At 54.3% G+C, this 14,689-nt stretch carries 12 protein-coding genes; 5 read left to right on the top strand and 7 right to left on the bottom strand.

Annotated features, from left to right (window positions below; all coding sequences use genetic code 11):
• Position 1 precedes the first annotated feature (1 nt).
• Both ACFPMF_RS18645 and ACFPMF_RS18640 read left to right on the top strand, forming a co-directional pair.
• On the top strand, positions 2–430 hold the full coding sequence (locus ACFPMF_RS18645) for a Fur family transcriptional regulator (protein ID WP_379848164.1): 429 nt from the start codon (positions 2–4) through the stop codon (positions 428–430).
• Positions 430–2,238 carry a MutS-related protein gene (locus tag ACFPMF_RS18640; protein ID WP_379848161.1) on the top strand — a complete coding sequence of 603 codons (1,809 nt, stop codon included), beginning with the start codon at positions 430–432 and terminating at the stop codon, positions 2,236–2,238. The genes ACFPMF_RS18645 and ACFPMF_RS18640 overlap by 1 nt, the downstream gene beginning before the upstream one ends.
• Here ACFPMF_RS18640 and ACFPMF_RS18635 read toward each other — a convergent pair.
• Positions 2,235–3,449: an ATP-grasp domain-containing protein gene (locus tag ACFPMF_RS18635; RefSeq protein WP_379848159.1), complete on the bottom strand. Its 1,215-nt coding sequence runs from the start codon at positions 3,447–3,449 to the stop codon at positions 2,235–2,237. The two genes, ACFPMF_RS18640 and ACFPMF_RS18635, sit on opposite strands and share 4 nt — an antisense overlap.
• A gap of 214 nt (positions 3,450–3,663) precedes the next feature.
• Positions 3,664–4,530: a LysR family transcriptional regulator gene (locus ACFPMF_RS18630; protein ID WP_379848157.1), complete on the bottom strand. Its 867-nt coding sequence runs from the start codon at positions 4,528–4,530 to the stop codon at positions 3,664–3,666.
• 124 nt (positions 4,531–4,654) lie between these two features.
• Between ACFPMF_RS18630 and ACFPMF_RS18625 the strand changes: the two genes are divergently transcribed.
• Positions 4,655–5,083, top strand: coding sequence for an EthD family reductase (locus tag ACFPMF_RS18625; RefSeq protein ID WP_379848155.1), 429 nt, complete (start codon positions 4,655–4,657; stop codon positions 5,081–5,083).
• A gap of 143 nt (positions 5,084–5,226) precedes the next feature.
• Here ACFPMF_RS18625 and ACFPMF_RS18620 read toward each other — a convergent pair whose 3' ends face one another.
• Genes ACFPMF_RS18620 through ACFPMF_RS18610 form a run of 3 tightly spaced genes read right to left on the bottom strand, consistent with a single transcriptional unit; the run spans position 5,227 to position 7,803 of the window.
• Entirely contained in the window at positions 5,227–6,708 is a 1,482-nt protein-coding gene (locus tag ACFPMF_RS18620; RefSeq protein WP_379848153.1) for a leucyl aminopeptidase family protein, read from the bottom strand.
• A 30-nt stretch (positions 6,709–6,738) separates the two neighbouring features.
• Positions 6,739–7,473, bottom strand: a complete 735-nt coding sequence (locus ACFPMF_RS18615) for an alpha/beta hydrolase (protein ID WP_379848151.1) — start codon at positions 7,471–7,473, stop codon at positions 6,739–6,741.
• Between the two features lie 42 nt (positions 7,474–7,515).
• Entirely contained in the window at positions 7,516–7,803 is a 288-nt protein-coding gene (locus ACFPMF_RS18610) for a hypothetical protein (RefSeq protein ID WP_379848149.1), read from the bottom strand.
• A gap of 171 nt (positions 7,804–7,974) precedes the next feature.
• On the opposite strand from ACFPMF_RS18610, the gene ACFPMF_RS18605 reads away from it, so the two are divergent.
• Positions 7,975–9,612, top strand: a complete 1,638-nt coding sequence (locus ACFPMF_RS18605) for a carboxylesterase/lipase family protein (RefSeq protein WP_379848147.1) — start codon at positions 7,975–7,977, stop codon at positions 9,610–9,612.
• A 166-nt stretch (positions 9,613–9,778) separates the two neighbouring features.
• Here the strand turns inward: ACFPMF_RS18605 and ACFPMF_RS18600 are convergent, their stop codons facing one another.
• Both ACFPMF_RS18600 and ACFPMF_RS18595 read right to left on the bottom strand, forming a co-directional pair.
• Positions 9,779–10,618 carry a M23 family metallopeptidase gene (locus ACFPMF_RS18600; protein WP_379848145.1) on the bottom strand — a complete coding sequence of 280 codons (840 nt, stop codon included), beginning with the start codon at positions 10,616–10,618 and terminating at the stop codon, positions 9,779–9,781.
• 100 nt (positions 10,619–10,718) lie between these two features.
• Positions 10,719–12,779, bottom strand: coding sequence for a S9 family peptidase (locus ACFPMF_RS18595; protein WP_379848143.1), 2,061 nt, complete (start codon positions 12,777–12,779; stop codon positions 10,719–10,721).
• Between the two features lie 160 nt (positions 12,780–12,939).
• Here ACFPMF_RS18595 and ACFPMF_RS18590 point away from each other — a divergent pair, with 160 nt between their 5' ends.
• Positions 12,940–14,448: a M20/M25/M40 family metallo-hydrolase gene (locus ACFPMF_RS18590; RefSeq protein ID WP_379848141.1), complete on the top strand. Its 1,509-nt coding sequence runs from the start codon at positions 12,940–12,942 to the stop codon at positions 14,446–14,448.
• The last annotated feature ends 241 nt before the right edge of the window (positions 14,449–14,689 follow it).

Here is a 14,689-nt window from a genome sequence, read left to right as displayed (position 1 = left end):
GATGAACGCTGCCATTAAACAGACTTTGGACGACTTTCACCTGCGACATACAAGTTGCCGGGAGGGCGTGCTGGATACGTTTTTTGCCGCCAATTACGCCCTGGCGCACCACGACATCGAAGATAGTCTGAAAGATGATTTCGATCGGGTAACCATTTACCGGACCCTGAAAACCTTTGTCGATAAAGGCATTCTGCACAAAGTACTGGACGACGAAGGCGGTTTGAAGTACGCCCTCTGCCGGGAAGCCTGCGCCCATAACCACCATCACCACGACCACGTTCATTTCAAATGCGAACAGTGCGGTCAGACAACCTGCCTCGAAAATACGCTGATTCCGGCCGTTAGTTTACCTTCCGGCTACAGTCGCAAAGAAACCAATCTGCTGATTCAGGGCGTTTGTTCGCTTTGCAATAAAAACGCTGCGTAATGCCCAAATCGACTTTTGCGGAACGTGAAACCCGGTTTTTACAGGACGAATTAAAAGCCCGCGCGGCTTATAATCGACTCTCCATCATCCGCGTAGCCTGGTTTGTCGCGGCCGCTTTCGGGATTTATTTCCTGATCGATCGGGCGCAAACCGGAGCCGCCCTTGTTGTGGGTCTGCTGGCCGTGATCGGTTTTCTGATTTTATTGAAACGCCACCAGGCCGTGCAGCGCCGACGGGACCGCGCCCGCTGGCTGGCCTTCATCAACCGCGATGAAAATAACCGGCTGGAGCGGAAATTTCTACGGCCCGAAACCGGCCTGGGATTTGCCGATGCCAACCATCCGTACGCGGGCGACCTCGACATTTTCGGGAATCATTCCCTCTTTCGGCTGCTGAACCGGACGCATACGTTCGAAGGAAGCCGCAAACTGGCGGCCTATCTGCTCTCGCCCGCTCCCATCAGCGAGGTGCTGCTCCGGCAGGATGCCGTTGCCGAATTGAACCCGCTGCTCGACTGGCGGCAGGAACTCGGAGCCCTGGCGTACCTGAACCCAACCGTCGGAGATTCGCCCGAGGCCTTGAAAACCTGGGCCACCAAACCGACAGAACCGCTGCCGGTCTATTTAACGATTGCACGCTGGCTGTTCCCGGCGATTACGCTCACGCTGATCGGGTTCTGGCTTTCGGGAGCCTTGCCGGGCTGGGCGGTTACGGTTTCCCTGCTCGTACACGGGGTGATTCTGGGGCAGGTCGCCGAACGGGCTAAAAACGCGAGCGAGCAGACATTTGCCATGTCGCAGGCCCTGAAAACGTACCGGGATTTACTGAAACACCTCGAAACTCCACCGTTCAAAGCCGCCATTCTGCACCGGATTCAAACCATTACGAAACTGGAAAACCGCACGGCTGCGGACGCCATCGGACACTTGAGCCGGTTGGTGGAAAACCTGAATTTTCGCCGAAATCCGTATTTCTTTCTGCTGTTCGGCATTATCACGCTCTGGGACATTCACTATCTACAGGCGCTCGACCGCTGGAAAAAGGTATACGGTCCACACCTGGCCGACTGGCTCGATGCCCTGGCCGAAGCCGAAGCGCTGAACAGTCTGGCGGGTCTGGCCTACGCCCAGCCCGAATATGCCGTTCCCGAATTCAAGGAAACCGCCCTGCAACTCGACGCCCGCCAGGCCCGGCATCCGATGCTGACCGCCAGCCGAAGCGTCGCCAATTCGCTGACCATCACCGGAAACGGCCAGACGATCCTGATTACCGGTTCGAATATGTCGGGAAAAAGCACGTTCCTGCGGACGATCGGCACCAATGTCGTGCTGGCGCTGGCCGGTTCGGTGGTGGCCGCCGACCGGTTTACCTGCTCGCCGGTGCAGGTGTTTACGAGCATGCGGACGCAGGATTCGCTGGAAGAAAATACGTCGTCGTTTTACGCCGAACTGAAGCGTCTGAAAACGCTCATCGACCGGACGCGGCAGACGAGTAACTGGCCGGTTTTGTATTTCCTCGACGAAATTCTGAAAGGCACTAATTCCGCCGACCGCCACCGCGGGGCGCGGGCCTTGATTTTCCAGTTACACGAAACCACGGCTTCCGGTTTTGTTTCGACCCACGATGTCGAACTGGGCGAACTGGCTGCTTCCCATCCGTTTGTCCACAATTACAGTTTTAATTCCGACGTAATCGATGGCAAGCTGCACTTCGATTACCAGTTGCGAACGGGCATTTGCCGCAGTTTCAACGCCAGCCAGTTGATGGAAAGCATCGGCATCGAAATGCACAAGTTTCAGGAGGATTAATTGGTCGGCTTATCCGGAACGGGCGCCGACGCGTGGTAGTCCCGGTAAATGCGTTGCATGTAATCGTCGAGCAACTGCAACACCCGCCCCCGGTCGGGCGATTGGACAATAAAACCGACATGGTGTTCCTTGTTCATGCGCCACGCAATTTCCGGATCTGTAAAACCGCTGGTATCGGGCCACGGCTGGCGGGCTAATGAGATGATCAAACCGGCATACTTGTTCTGACTATCCGGCAATTGATACGCTTCTTCCCGCGCCAGGGCATTTTCGAGCCGCGCCCATTCGCGCCACAGGTTAATACCCGACGCCATTTCCACCAGTTCGGCAATGTTGGCCCCGCCCACCCGCGAGGAGGTTTCCAGAAAATAAAATTCCCCGTCGTGATCCCCGCGAATGTATTCGGAATGCGACGCACTGTCCTGCATCCGAAACGCCCGTAAAACCGCATCGTTCAGTGGGTACAGGCTTTTCGTTTCGTCGGAATCGAACGGCAAAACCGCCGTCCGGAACACGCCCCCGCCGTGGGCCACCTCCATCGGTGTGGCCAGGTACTGACTCGCCCGGGTGAAGATGACCTTCCCAGCCTTCGACAGCGAATCGACGTGAAAAACCCGGCCCGGCTTGAACTGCTCGATCAAAAACTGGTGGCGGTTATCACCCAGCGAATGAATGACCTGCCAGGCTTCGTCCAGGGAATAGACCTTTTTAATGCCCGTTGCCGAGGCTTCGGAACGCGGTTTGATGAGCCAGGGCGCTTCGGTCCGGCGCAGAAAATCCGTAATCGTTTCGTCGTGGAACAAACTGCTGAAGGCCGGAACCCGGATGCCTTCGGCGGCTGCCCGCATCCGCATCGCCAGTTTGTCGCGGAAAAACCGGGCTGTCGTCTGGCCCATACCCGGAATCCGGAAGGTTTCGCGCACCAGGGCGGCTTTTTCCACGTCAAAATCATCCATTGCCACCACCCGGTCAATCTTCCGCGACCGCATTGTGTGGGCCAGCCCGTTGATCATGATGTCCAGATTCTGCGAGGAGTTGTCCTGCGACGGCAGGTAGAAAAACTCGTCGATGGCTTCCCGCGGCCACGGCTGGTCGGCCAGTTGCTCGTACGTCAGCAAATAAACCGTGTTGCCGGCTTCCTTACAGGCGCGTAGAAACGCTTCGCCTTTGAAATACGTTGAGATGCAGAGAAACGCTAAGGGCTGGGGCATCAGCATGAGAAAGTTGTTGATGGTTGCACTGGTTTTAAGGGCTAAAGGGTGATTTAGCCCCGGTTTTTATCAACCGTTTCAACGGTTCGGGGTTAATTTCGCAATTCTTTGCCCCCGATTAAAATCCTGGGCTGAAATTCTTACGTAACGTGCGTGACGGTGCTAACTTCGGCGGACTTGGCGGTAAAAATAGTACCCAGGGCAAAGAATAACGTTAATTTGTAGTTAGCAGCTCATAGAGCTTTTTCACGGCTTTCTTTTCATAGGCTTCTTTGAGAGAAATAATCATAATCGTTCGTCTCATGTTTTTTCCTTTAATGGGGATAGCCACGACGTCCGGATCGTTGATACTGGTGTCACTCAAAATGGTATGCCATTGCCCGGTTTTGACAATTTCAAATAAAGTAGGGATATCATTTATTTCCATGCAAATATTCGGGTTCAGGTTTTTCTGGCTGAATACCTCCTCAAAAAACTGTATCGTACTATAACCACTAAAAGGTAAAGCCAGGGGCAACTTAGCCACTTCATTCAGCGATAGCATACTTTTTTGGGCCAACGATGATTTTTTAGCCGTTACCAATACCATATTGGAGCTTAAAAGGGGGTGATAATTCAGATGGGATTCTTTGGCTTTTTCATGGAATGTGAGCACAAAGTCAAATTGATGCAGATTAAGTTTTTCGAGCAGGTCTTTTGTCGTTCCAAAGACAACCTGAATTTTGATATTTGGATAGTGCGTTGCAAACTGTATCAATGTTTTGGCAAAAGGAATGCGCATCGAATAAATCACGCCGATGGTAATTTTCCCCGTATTCAGGTTTTTCAGATCTTGTAAAAGCAGAAATCCTTCATTCGCTCTATGGATGCTCTGCAACGCATATTCACTAAACAGATTACCCGCTTCGGTCAATGTAATTCGTTTGCCAATGCGATTAAACAGCGGGACATCTAACTCATTTTCCAATTGTTTAATCTGCTGAGATAGCGTACTCTGGCTAATATTCAAAACCCTGGCAGCTTCCGTAAAATTTAATAACTCTTTGGCTTTCAAAAAATACTTGAGCTGTCTTAATTCCATTTTTATAAATCGATTTTATCGATTGTTTTCATCGAAAAATAGCGTTTTGCAAATATAAACACTGTCCGGATATTTGCGGAACAGGTTTCAAAACGCACATTTTTATCCCTTAAATAAATGAACTATGAAAGGCACACTGATCGCATCGCTTTTGTTTTTAACCGCTTTTTCGGCTGCGTTTAGCCAAGCAAAACAACCTCGTCAATCGGCAGAGTCCAACCCGGTTGTTGTTGAAAAAGGCTTAATTAAAGTATCCATCATGTACCCTTATGCCGAAGGAAAAACCTTTAATATGGAATACTATGAAACCAAACACATGCCGATGGTAGCCGGTTTTTTAGGGTCAAATTTGGTGAAATATACCATTGAAAAAGGGCTGGCGAGTGGCATCCCGAACCAGCCCCTGCCATTTATGGCAATTGGCACCTTTTATGTAAAAAACATAAGCGACTATCAAGCGGCTATCGGGCCAAACCGAGACGCCATTCGTGCCGATTTTCCAAATTACACCAACACCACTCCTGTCATTTTGGTGAGTGAGGTGGTAAAGTGAACAGGTATGTAACCACAAAAAGGTATGTACCAGTCACTCCAGGCCAATTTCATGGCTGAAAACCGTCTTCTCCCGAATTACGCTAACATTTTGGGGTTTGCCCGTGAAGTGGGCGTTATGCAACAGCCCCGTGCGTAACGAACCTATTCATTGTCAGCCGTAAACACATTCCGCAAAAAATCAATCAACAGGCGAATCCCAAAACCGGTGGCGTTTTTCTGCGTACCGAACTCGGTATCGGCGAAGGCCATTCCGGCAATATCCAGATGCGCCCAGGCCGGATGCCCGTCCGTGAACACTTCCAGAAATTTGGCGGCACTGATGGCGCCCGCCATCGGTTTGCCGCTGAAATTCTTCAGATCGGCCACATCCGACTGAATATCTTCCTGGTATACATCCCAGAGCGGCAGGGGCCACAGCGGCTCCCCGGTTTGCCGGGCCGATTTCAGCAATTGACTGGTCAGTTCGTCGTTGTTGCTGAACAAACCGGCGGCATGATAACCCAGCGTGGCGATGACGCTGCCCGTCAGCGTGGCCAGATCGATCAGGACGTCGGGCTGAAAATTACGGACCATGTAGCCCAGCCCGTCGGCCAGAATGATGCGCCCTTCGGCGTCGGTGTCGATCACTTCGATGGTTTTGCCCAGGTACGAGCCGATAACATCACCCGGTTTGGTGGCCTGCCCGTCTACCATGTTTTCCGTCGAGGGCACAATCCCGATCAGATGCACCGGCAACCGGAGTTTCGCGGCTACCTCCAGCGTACCCAACACCGCAGCCGCCCCGCCCATGTCGCTCTTCATCAGGTGCATATTGGTGGAAGGCTTGATCGAAATGCCGCCCGTATCGAACGTAATTCCCTTCCCCACCAGACCCACTTTTTTGGCGTTCGGCTGATCGGCGGGTTTGTATTCGGCAATGATAAAAACCGGCGGGTTCGCGCTGCCCTGGTTGACGCTCAGCAAGGCCCGAAGTCCCTGCCGCTCGATCTCGGCCCGATCAAAAACCGTCACCGAATACCCGTATTGTTGGCCGGACGCGACCGCCCAATCGGCCAGCGTCTGCGGAATTTTGTAGTTCGACGGCGCATTCATCAGATCCAGCATCTGCCGGTGCGTGTCGGCGATGGCTTCCGCGCGCTGGAGCGCCGTTTCCGCTTGGGTCAGTTGCCCGTCCGAAACCGCAATGACCAACTGGCCCTCTTCAGCATAAAAACCGCTGACCGTCGGGGTATCGGTCGCGTGCTGTTTCAATACATAGCCGCCCCAGCGAATGCCGAGCACCACGGCTTCCACCACTTCGCCCGCAAAACCGCCCAGTTCAACGCCGACGCCGGTCGTTAACCGGTCTTTTTGCCGGAAAAAGAGCTCGCGAAAGGCCCGCAGCCAGCTTATCGCCGTGGGTTCTTTCCCCAAACCGAGCAGGAACACCTTTCGGCCATCGGGCTGGTATACCGGCAAAACCTCCTTAAAATCAGCTTTAAAATCGTGTTGAAGCGTTTCCGGAAGCAGCTGGAGCCGGTTAGCTAATTCGGTCAACGTGGCCGATAAACCCTCAGTTTGGGCAACCGGTATCACAACGGTTTGGGCCGAAAGCGGTGGGTGGGTGGTAAGTTGTATTTGCATAGTCGGGAGTGATTCCGTAAAGGTAGCGAATCAGAAAAATAACCATTCCAGCGCCCGCGGAAATTCCCGGCCCCAGCGGTTTTCGGTATGTTCCCCGTGCGGGTCAACCACCATTTCAATCTGCACGGTTTTGTTATCCTGTTTTTGCAGCAACGATTGCTGTAACCGCTCGATCGCGGGCACCATGTAGCGGGACTCCCGTTCTCCGCCGTACAGATACGCCCGGACCGGTTCCGGGCAGGAAAACCGCAGCGCATCGCCGTAGGCTTTCGGCGTCGTCCAGAGCGCCGGTGAAAAAATGAGCAACCGCCCGAATACCGTGGGATGTAGCAGGGCCGCGTACAGACTAATTAAACCACCCATCGAGCTACCGCCCATGCCGGTTTTCGCTCGTTCCGGTCGGGTCCGGTACCGCGCATCAATGAACGGTTTCAGAGTCTGAACGACAAAATCGAGGTAGGCGCGCCCCCGCCCCTCGGCCAGCCGCGTGTTGTAGGGCTGGTATTCTGCAATGCGTTCCTCCTCGCCGTGGTCGATGGCAACCACAATGACGCCGTGATGATGCCGGTGCGCCAGAATCGCCAGTTTCTGATCGATGGTCCAGTTGCCAAACGGGGAGCCTTCACCGAAGAGATTTTGCCCGTCGTTCAGATACAAAACCGGGTAACGGGCGTCGCCTGCATCGTAATCATGCGGCAACAAGACCCGTATTCGGCGCGTGGTACCGAGTTGCGGCACCGCAAATTCCTCGCTGACAGTTTCCACTTTGGGCAGAAAATCCGGATTGAATGGTTGCCCGTTCCAGCGCTAGTGCAGAACCTCGTCCCGGTGAAGGCCGGTTTTCCGGCGAATTATGCGGTTGGGGACGCTTTCACCGGCTCCGGTCAACTCCACCGACTCCCAGCTTCCACGCGTGTATTTGTATTCCAGCGGAAGAGTCAGATCCGCCGGCAATTCGATAAAAAACCGTCCGGCTGCGTTTTGTTGCAATCGAAATCGTTCGACGTCCGGCTGCCACTGGCAAAATGGACCGGCAACATACACGGGCCGGTCGTCGTCAACGGGGGTTGTCAATTCTAACCGAATGGGGGGCATACGGGATTTTGTTGGATTATTTTGGTTCCTATACTTCCGTTTTCAAGCGTCAATTCTCAACTTTACTACCTATTATTGTTCTTCAACACAAATGGTTTGATTCGATCAGAGAACGGTCCGCTTTGGCCAGCCGTTCCCATTAGTTAGCAGGCCAGATGAAATAGAAAACCCATGAAAAACCTCTTGATCCTGACGGTATCAGCCGTTTTAGCCGCCCACCTGGTGGATGCCCAGTCGGGCAAATCTGCGGCCCCACAGGTTAAAACCGCCAACGGACTGGTAGAAGGCGTGACCGAAACCAGCGGTATCCGCGCCTTTAAAGGCCTTCCGTTTGCCCAACCGCCCATCGGCGAACTCCGCTGGAAAGAACCGCAGCCCGTCAAAAACTGGTCGGGCGTCCGGAAAGCCGATCAGTTTGGCCCGCGCGCCATGCAGCTTCCGGTTTTTGGGGACATGAATTTCCGTTCCAACGGCATGAGCGAAGACTGTCTGTACCTGAACGTCTGGACACCCGCCAAATCGGCCAAGGAAAAATTGCCGGTGCTGGTGTATTTCTACGGGGGCGGTTTTATTGCGGGCGACGGTTCGGAAGGCCGCTACGACGGCGAAAGCATGGCAACGAAAGGCATCGTAGCGCTGACGGTCAACTACCGGCTGGGTGTGTTCGGCTTCATGGCCCATCCCGAATTAACGAAGGAATCGCCCCATCAGGCGTCGGGGAATTACGCATATCATGACATGGCTGCGGCTTTGCGCTGGGTCCAGCAGAACATTGCGGCTTTTGGGGGTGATCCCAAACGCGTGACCATCGCCGGCGAATCAGCGGGTTCGATTGCCGTGAGCGGTCTGATGGCTTCTCCCCTCTCAAAAAAACTGATGGCCGGAGCCATTGGTGAAAGCGGTTCGCTGCTCGGTGGCTTGCCGCCGGTTCCGCTGGCGAAGGGCGAAGATGCGGGCGTTGCCTTTGCAAAAGCCGTCGGAGCCAATTCGCTGGCCGATCTGCGGGCCATGCCCGCGCAGCAGTTGCTCGAAGCCACGGGCAAACCCGGTGTACCCCGGTTCAGCGCGACCGTCGATGGCTATTTCTTCCCCAAACCGCCCCTGGAAATCTTCAATGCGGGCGAACAGGCACAAGTTCCGCTGCTGGCGGGCTGGAATTCGGAGGAGATGAACGGGCGAGCCATTCTGGGGCAGGAAAAACCGACCCCCGAGAATTACGCCAATGCGGTTAAAAAGCTCTACGGCGACCGGGCCGAGGAAGTGCTGAAACTCTATCCGGCCACCACGGAGGAAGAGGTGCTGGAATCGGCAACGGCCCTGGCGGGCGACCGGTTTCTGGCCTACAGCACCTGGAAATGGGCCGATTTGCAGAGCAAAACCGGCGGTGGCAAACCAGTGTACCGGTACTACTATTCGCGCCCCCGACCGCCGATGGTTCCCGAAATGGGAAATGCAACTCCCGGCCTGGCCGGTGGTGTCGTGAAATCGACCGACCCGAACGCCATTAAAATTCCGCCCGCCCGCGGGGCCGTTCATTCCGCCGAAATCGAATACGCGATGGGCAATTTGTCAAAAAACAAGGTGTTTGCCTGGACCCCCGACGACCATAAAGTGTCGGAGGTCATGCAGACATACTTCGCCAACTTCGTCAAAACCGGCAACCCGAACGGGGGCGGTTTGCCCAACTGGCCCGCCATCAACAACGCCAACCCCGTGCCGTTCATGCAGATCGACGTGAATACCCGGCTGGAAACGGAGAAAAACCGGGCCCGCTACCTGTTTCTGGATCCGTATTATACGAAACAGTAACTCGTTGGAGAATACGATAGGCAGATTAAAGAAGAAAGAGAATAGACAAGCAACTAATTAGCTAAAAATCAATAAAGTACTATTTCCTCTTTTGTCTAACTATCTACTATAAAAACCGGGGTTTGGCAGGAGAACAGGCCCCGGTTTTTGTATAGATGCCGTGCGCTCAGTCAACCGTTGGCAGCTTCGCCGGGTCAGCCAGCAGCAGGGCCGGGTCGATGCGGGCATTGTGCCAGCGGACACCCAGGTGTAAGTGTGGGCCCGTGGCCCGGCCGGTTTCGCCCACCTCACCTATTTTCTGCCCTTTTTTCACTTGATCACCCTTTTTGACCGCAAAACCGTTCAGGTGCAGGTACATACTCACCAGGCCGTTGCCGTGATCAACAAAGACGGAATTGCCGCCAAAAAAGTGGTTGGCAACCAGCACAATCCGGCCCTCGGCCATGCTCAACACCGGCTGACCGGTGCCAATCGGGTAATCGGTTCCCGTATGGCGGTTGCGGGGTTGACCATCGAAAGTGCGGTAGACACCGAAGTTACCTTCCGTGGCCGGGAGCGGCCGGGCCGGTTGGCCCAGCGGAAGCGTAAACGACGGGGCGGTTTCGGGTCGGGAAAAGAGCGGCCATATCTGGGCCTGCTCCCGACGCTGGCGTCGCACGTTAGCCGCCGACACATTGACGTATTCTTTCTTCTCGAAATCCTTAAAATCTTCGTTTTTGAACTCGCCTTTTACCACCTGAATCGTCCGGTACTGCCGCCGACCGGCTTTGGTCCAGCGGTAGATCCGGTGATAACCGGTTGCTTTCACCAGGTCGATCGGATAATAACAGGTGCCGCCAACGGCCCGCCAGCGCTGGTTACCCATCGCACAGCGAATGCAATGGTCGGCCCAGCGGACGACACCGCCCTGTTTTACCGAAACAAATGAGTTGGAAGCTGGCGTTTGTCCGTTACTCAGGAGCGTACCGCCGAAGAAAAGGGCAAGGAGGAGAATCGGGAACTTCATAAACGGGTAGCCGGAGATGTTGGCCGGGCCATACCCTTTGGAAGAATAAAGTCCCCGATTGTCACAGGCAACGGGGACTTTATTTGCGGTTTTGATCCAGTTACGACCGAATTCCGACCAGGTTCAGCACAAAGGCGTACTCCAGTGCGATTTCCTTCAACGCCTGAAACCGCCCCGATGCCCCGCCGTGGCCCGCTTCCAGGTTGGTTTGCAGCAGCAGTTCATTGGGATCGGTTTTGAGCGTGCGGAGCTTGGCCACCCATTTGGCCGGTTCCCAGTATTGCACCTGCGAATCGTGCAACCCGGTCATGACCAGCATATTCGGATACGCCTGTTCCTTCACGTTGTCGTACGGCGAATACGACAGGATGTAATCGTAGTACTTTTTGATCTTCGGATTGCCCCACTCTTCAAACTCACCCGTCGTCAGCGGAATGCTTTCGTCGAGCATCGTTGTCACCACGTCGACAAACGGCACCGACGCCACCACGCCCCGGTAGAGTTCCGGTTTCTGGTTAACCACCGCACCCATGAGCAAACCGCCCGCGCTGCCGCCCATTGCAAACAGCCGGTCGGCACTCGTATACCGGTTTTCGATCAAATAGGCCGAGACGTCCACAAAATCGTTGAAGGTGTTTTTCTTCTTGAGCATTTTGCCGTTGTCATACCATTTCCGGCCCATTTCCTGCCCACCCCGAATGTGGGCAATGGCGTACATAAAACCGCGATCGAGCAGACTCAGGCGGGTTGAACTGAAGGTCGGGTCCAGCGAATAGCCGTAGGAACCGTAGGCGTATTGCAGCAGCGGAGCCGAGCCGTCTTTGGGCGTCCCCTTGCGGTACACCATCGAAACCGGCACCTTCGCGCCATCGCGCGATTTCACAAAAAACCGCTCCGAGGTGTAATTCGCCGGGTCAAAACCGCCGAGTACCTCCTGCTGCTTCATCAGCGTTTTTTCCTTCGTATCCATGTTGTAATCGAAGGTCGAGTTGGGCGTCGTCAGCGACGAATACCCAAACCGCAGGATATTGGTATTGAAATCCGGGTTGTAGCCAATCCCGGCCACGTATGCCGGTTCGCCGAAATCCAGGTAATGTTCCTGCCGGTTTTTCCGATCGAGCACGCGCAGGTGCATTAGCCCCTCCTTCCGTTCGCCCAGCACCAGGTGATTTTTAAAGGCATCCAGCTGTTGCAAAAACACGTTGGGCCGGTGTGGAATGACTTCTTTCCAGGCCGAGCGGTCGTCGGTTTTGTTTTCCTTGACCTCCATCAGCCGGTAATTCGGGGCCTTCCAGTTTGTGCGGACGTAAAAGGTGGTTTCCAGATGCTGCACATCGTACTCGTGCCCCTTTTCGCGGGGCAGAAACACCACAAAGTCGCCCGTCGGATTGCTCGCTTCCAGCAGCCGGTATTCCGTCGCCACCCCGTTGTGGTCGGACACCACCGCGATGTATTTCTTCGACTTCATCCGGCCCAGCCCCATGTAATACTGGTTGTCTTTTTCTTCGTACAGCAAGACGTCCTCCGCCGGATCGCTGCCCAGCGTATGGCGGTAGACCTGATACCCCAACAGCGTTTGCGCATCTTTCCGGATGTAGAAAAGCGTCTGGTTATCAGCCGACCAGGCATAACTACCGCCTTCGGTATCCGGGATGGCATCGGGGTAAATCTCACCGGTTTTCAGGTTTTTGATCCGCAGGGTATACATCCGCCGACTCACGGTATCTTCGCCGAATGCGACCAGTTCTTCATTATCGGATACTTCGAGCCCGGCGACATCGTAGTAAGCATGCGGTTTGGCCAGTTCGTTCACGTTCAGGACAATTTCCTCGGCGGCTTCGAGCGAACCCGGTTTCCGGCAATAGATCGGGTATTCGCCCCCTTCCACAAACCGGGTGTAGTAGTAATAGCTCCCTTCTTTATACGGCACCGATTCGTCCTGCTGTTTAATCCGGCCTTTCATCTCTTCAAACAACGTTTCCCGGAACGCCTTCACGGGTTCCAGCACCTGTTCGAGGTAGTCATTTTCGGCCTTCAGGTAATCGAGTACTTCGGGATTTTCCCGGTCGTTAAGCCAGTAATAATTGTCGATGCGGGTGTGGCCGTGGGTGGTCAGCTCCGTCGGTTTGATGGCCGCCCGGGGCGGATGAACGTTTGTCATAGACGCAATTTGAACAAAAGACTAAACTCAGTAAACACCATTTTTGCCGGATTCGTTGGGCTGTTTCGGCCCGCAAAGAAACTGAAAGTTTTTTAGGTGTTGGCAAATGGCATTCAGCGGCTTTTTTGTTATTTTGAGGAGTTATACGGTTATCCTCACTATGCGCAAAAAAGTTTACGTGTATTTGCTGCTTTCGGGCGGCATTTATTTGTTGAGTGCCCACACCCTGAGACGATTCGACGACCGGATTCCCGGCGAAACCAGCCGCCCGTCGTTGCAAAAAGTGTTTGCCAAAATCAATCAGGAAGTTCTGCAAAACAGCCGGGCCTTCGAAACGCTGACCGAAGCTACCCAAAAAATTGGTCATCGCTTAACGGGCAGCCCCAATGGCAGCCGGGCGGAGGAATATTCCTATAATTTACTGAAACAGTACGGGTACTCGGACACCAAATACGCGCCGTTCGAAGTGGAATCGTGGATGCGCGACACGGTGACGCTGGCGGTGGTTCCCTACAAAAGTGATAATTTCCGGGATGTGGAGGTTGTTTCGCTGGCCCATTCGCCCGTCGATGCCCACGTTCAGGGCGAGATTGTCGACATCGGTAACGGACTGGAAGGCGATTTTGCCGCCGTGAAAGACCGCCTGAAGGGCAAAATCGCGCTGGTGAACATCGGTTTGTCGGCCCCTACCAAAGGAGCCCGGAACCTCCACCGCTCCGAAAAAACCGCCCTGGCAATCCAGCACGGCGCTGCGGGTGTCATTATGGTCAATCTGGTCCCGGGTAACGTGCTGCTGACCGGCACGGCTTCCGTTACGGGCAAGCTGATTCCGATTCCGTCGGTCTGCGTTTCGATGGAAAGCGGCCACGAAATCCGGCAGTGGATGCAGGCTGAAAAAAAACTGCACGCGCTCATCGATATGAGCAACATCAGCCGGAAAATCCGGGCGCGGAACGTGGTAGCCACCCTGAAAGGTTCGGAGTATCCCGACGAAAAGATCATCATCGGCGGCCACCTCGACTCCTGGGACCTGGCCACCGGTGCCATCGACAACGGCCTGGGATCGTTCTCGGTGCTCGACATTGCCCGCACCTTCAAAGCCCTGAAAATCAAACCCAAACGCACCATCGAATTTGTCATGTTCATGGGCGAAGAACAGGGGTTACTCGGTTCGCGCAGTCTGGTGGAAGACCTCAAAAAAACCGGGCAACTGGACAAAGTGCGCTGCATCCTGAACCTGGACATGACCAACGATCCCAACGGCCTCAATGCGTTTGGTCGCAACGAAATGGTGCCCTTCCTGACGACTGTGGGCGAAACCATCAAACAGGTCGAGCCCTCGTTCCAGAATACCTTATCCAATCAGGCCGGTTTGCACAGTGATCATCAGCCGTTTATGATGGAAGGCGTGCCAGTGGTGGGCATGAGCGGCCACCTCGAACGCAACGTCCTCGACTGCTACCACGCCAATTGCGACAACATCAATCTGGTGAACAAAGACCAGATGAAAAATACGGTTCGGTATTCAGCCATGCTGCTGTATGCCCTCGCCAACGCCGACGAGATTCCGACCCGGCGCATGGACGATTCCAAAACCCGCGAATTTCTCATCACCCAGGGTTTGCGGACTCCGCTGCAAATCGCCAATGAATGGCGCTGGAAAGAGTAAGCTCCCATTTGATGGACGACCAGTCAACCGCCACACGAGCCGAAAACCGCTTCGTGTGGCGGTTTTTGTTGGTTGCTATTCCAAAGTCGTGCGCCTTTTACAGGCCGCATAGCGTTCGATTTCGGTCTGTCAATACCCAACCACCTCACCAACTCCACTGATTATTAGACCGAAACGACCATTTGTTCATTCGGCTTGAAAAATTCCAACTATTTTTAAGACCTTTCGCCGTTCTTCTTTG

Source organism: Larkinella bovis (genome assembly GCF_042655385.1).
Classification (GTDB): Bacteria; Bacteroidota; Bacteroidia; order Cytophagales; family Spirosomataceae; genus Larkinella; species Larkinella bovis.
Note: the sequence above shows the minus strand (reverse complement) of the source record. Positions and strands in the feature narration are given on the sequence as shown.